The 2,704-nt window shown below is 70.8% G+C and carries 3 protein-coding genes; 2 read left to right on the top strand and 1 reads right to left on the bottom strand.

The window, feature by feature from the left end; translation table 11 throughout:
• On the bottom strand, positions 1-218 hold a 218-nt coding region (locus tag ACFWR9_RS42560; RefSeq protein ID WP_383853029.1), incomplete at its 3' end, for a hypothetical protein.
• 526 nt (positions 219-744) lie between these two features.
• Between ACFWR9_RS42560 and ACFWR9_RS42565 the strand changes: the two genes are divergently transcribed.
• Both ACFWR9_RS42565 and ACFWR9_RS42570 read left to right on the top strand, forming a co-directional pair.
• Positions 745-1,842, top strand: a complete 1,098-nt coding sequence (locus tag ACFWR9_RS42565) for a LacI family DNA-binding transcriptional regulator (protein ID WP_383853032.1) — start codon at positions 745-747, stop codon at positions 1,840-1,842.
• Between the two features lie 496 nt (positions 1,843-2,338).
• Positions 2,339-2,704, top strand: a 366-nt coding sequence (locus ACFWR9_RS42570; protein ID WP_383853035.1) for a beta-galactosidase, incomplete at its 3' end; no start/stop codon positions are given.

The following is a 2,704-nucleotide window of genomic DNA, read 5'->3' on the forward strand; positions in this document are numbered from 1 at the left end:
TCCAGGGCGGACGCCTGACCGTCGAGGCGGCGCTCGCCCAGGCGGTAGGAGATGACCTGGGGAAACTCCTTCGCCACGGTGACGGTCAGCCCGCCTCGGCTCAGTTCAACCGGCGTCCTGGCCGCCGCGGGGGCGTCGACGGCGGCCCGGGGCAGCGCCGCGACGGCGGGAACGGCGGCGGTCGACAGCATGCCCAGGGTGAGGCCCAGTGCCGCCACGACGGCGCCGCGACGGGGAACTCGTCTGCGCCCGGGTGGGCGGGGTGTTGAAGGTGCCAGGGTGTCCACTTGGTTCTTCCTCCTCGGGTCGGATGAGGGACGGAAAGGGTGGAGAATGCGTGCCAGAGGCGGCGCGGCGGACGGCGCGGCCGAGTGCGGGGCCGTCGCGGTCGGACGACGTCGTCGGGTGCGCGTCCGGCCGGGGAGAGCCCCGTGGCGGCCGGCGAACCGGGGCTGCCGGTGCACGCGCAAGGGAGGCGGGTGCGTGCGGGTTTCCTGAACTCGACGCGTTCCTCACCGGACTGGCCGCGCGTGATGTTATCGCTGCCATACTGACGCCACTCCGCCTCCTCGACGTCGGCTACGGCGTCCCGGGTGAAACCGATCCAGCCGGGATCACGTGTTGGCGGGAACTATGGCAGATGATGTTATCGATGCCAATAGGGTCTGGCTCGCTAGACTGGCGGGCGGGAGCACCACCTGCGACTGAGCGGCACGGGCCGCGGTTTCTCTGGAAGGGCGAGCGATGTCATCGGAAACACCGGGGGCCGGCGGGACGTCCGTCAGGACGTGGACGGACGGTGACGGCGTCGCGCGGCAACCCGGCATGGCCGACGTCGCCCGGCTGGCCGGGGTATCCGCCCAGACGGTGTCCCGCACCCTCGCAGGTCACCCCAACGTCCAGGAAAAGACCCGCGCCAAGGTGCTCGCCGCCGTCGAACAGCTCGGCTACCGCAAGAACAACGCCGCGCGAATGCTGTCGTCGGGGCGCAGCCGGACGATCGGCGTCGTGACGCTGCAGACCAACTTCTACTCCCGCGCGAACCTGACCTTCGGCATCGATACCGCTGCACGCGAGGCCGGGTATGCGGTCAGTACGGTGACCACCGCGTCGCTGGACACCGCCGCGATCGAGGCCGCACTGTCCCGGCTGGCGGAGCAGGATGTCGAGGGTGTGATCCTCTCGGTGCCACTGGTCCATGTGAGCCCGAGGATCGAACAGCTCACCCGCTCGGTGCCGACGGTCACCATCGACGGATCGAGGACCTCCGCGACGGAGGTGGTCGCCGTCGACCAGACCCTGGCGGCGCGTCTGGCGACACGTCACCTGATCGAGCTGGGCCACGAGGCCGTCTGGCATGTCGCGGGGCCCGAGCAGTGGCTCGACGCCGCCAGCCGCTGTGCAGGCTGGCGTGACACCCTCCAGGAGGCGGGGCTGTCCGTGCCGCCGGTGCTGGAGGGTGACTGGACGCCGGCCTCCGGGTACCGCAATGGCCTGGTCCTGGGGAAGATCCCCGACGTCACCGCAGTTTTCGTGGCGAGTGACGAGATGGCCTTCGGAGTGATCCGGGCTCTGCACGAACTCGGTCGCAGGGTGCCGGAGGACATCTCCGTGGTCGGTGTGGACGACATCGCGCTGGCCGAGTACTGCTCCCCCTCGCTGACCACGGTGGCCCAGCCGTTCGCCGAGATGGGCGCCCTCGCTGTCGCCCACCTGCTGCGGCACATCGCGGATCCGGGTGCCGTGCCCGAACCCGCCTCCGTCGAGCCCACGTTGGTCGTGCGCGCCAGCACGGCACCGGTCGGCGAACCGGCGCGACGGCAGGTGCCTCGGGGGCGGTGAGCCCGGCCGTTGTTGTCCGGGTTGTCGGTGCTGGCCGCGTGGTGCCCCGTGCACGGTTCGCGGCGAGGTCACGCGCCCTCTCGCCGCGGTGTCGCGGCTGGTCGAGGAGTGCGCAGCGGGCGCGACCCGCGCTCAGGCAGTGGGTGCAAGGGTCTGGACCACTTTGCATCCGTGCGGCTAGTGTGCTCGAAACTGCAAGAAGAGCCCTGTTCCAATCGAATACGTGCATTGTCAGGTGCTGCTCAAAGGGGTCCCGTGCAGTTCGACCGGTCCACGCTCCACGAGCGGGAAGTGGAGCTCGCGCCGCAGAACGTCGAGTCGGGTGCCGGTAGCGCTCGGCTTGTGCGCCTGACGAGCCTCCGCGACCGGCCCGGACCTCACCGTCGAGCAGCGGGCTGACGTGTCCACGTGCAGACGCGTCCGCCCAGGGCCACCCGGCTCGGCGCAGCGCACCATCCGCAGAAGAAACCCCTGACACGCAGTCATCGGAGGCGCAGTGAAGCAGACATCGGGACTCCGCAGACCCCGACAGCACTCCTCCCCGGCGCCATGCTCCTCATCGCGCTCGGGGCCGGGCCTCCGGACCCTGGCGGCCGGACTCGCCCTGGCGCTCTCGGCCCTGCTGCCGGTGGGCGGCGCCGCGGCCGCACCGGATGGTCCGGCCAACCCGGCGGCGCCCGCGGCCTCCAGGGCGGTCGAGTTCCCCGGCAACGACGGACAGGCGCACCGGATCACCTGGGACGACAAGTCCCTCAAGATCGACGGCAAGCGGCTGACCGTATGGTCCGGTGAGTTCCACTACTGGCGGCTGCCGAGCCCCGACCAGTGGCGGGACGTGCTGCAGAAGTTGAAGGCCTCCGGC

This window comes from Streptomyces sp. NPDC058534 (assembly GCF_042717365.1).
GTDB lineage: Bacteria > Actinomycetota > Actinomycetes > Streptomycetales > Streptomycetaceae > Streptomyces.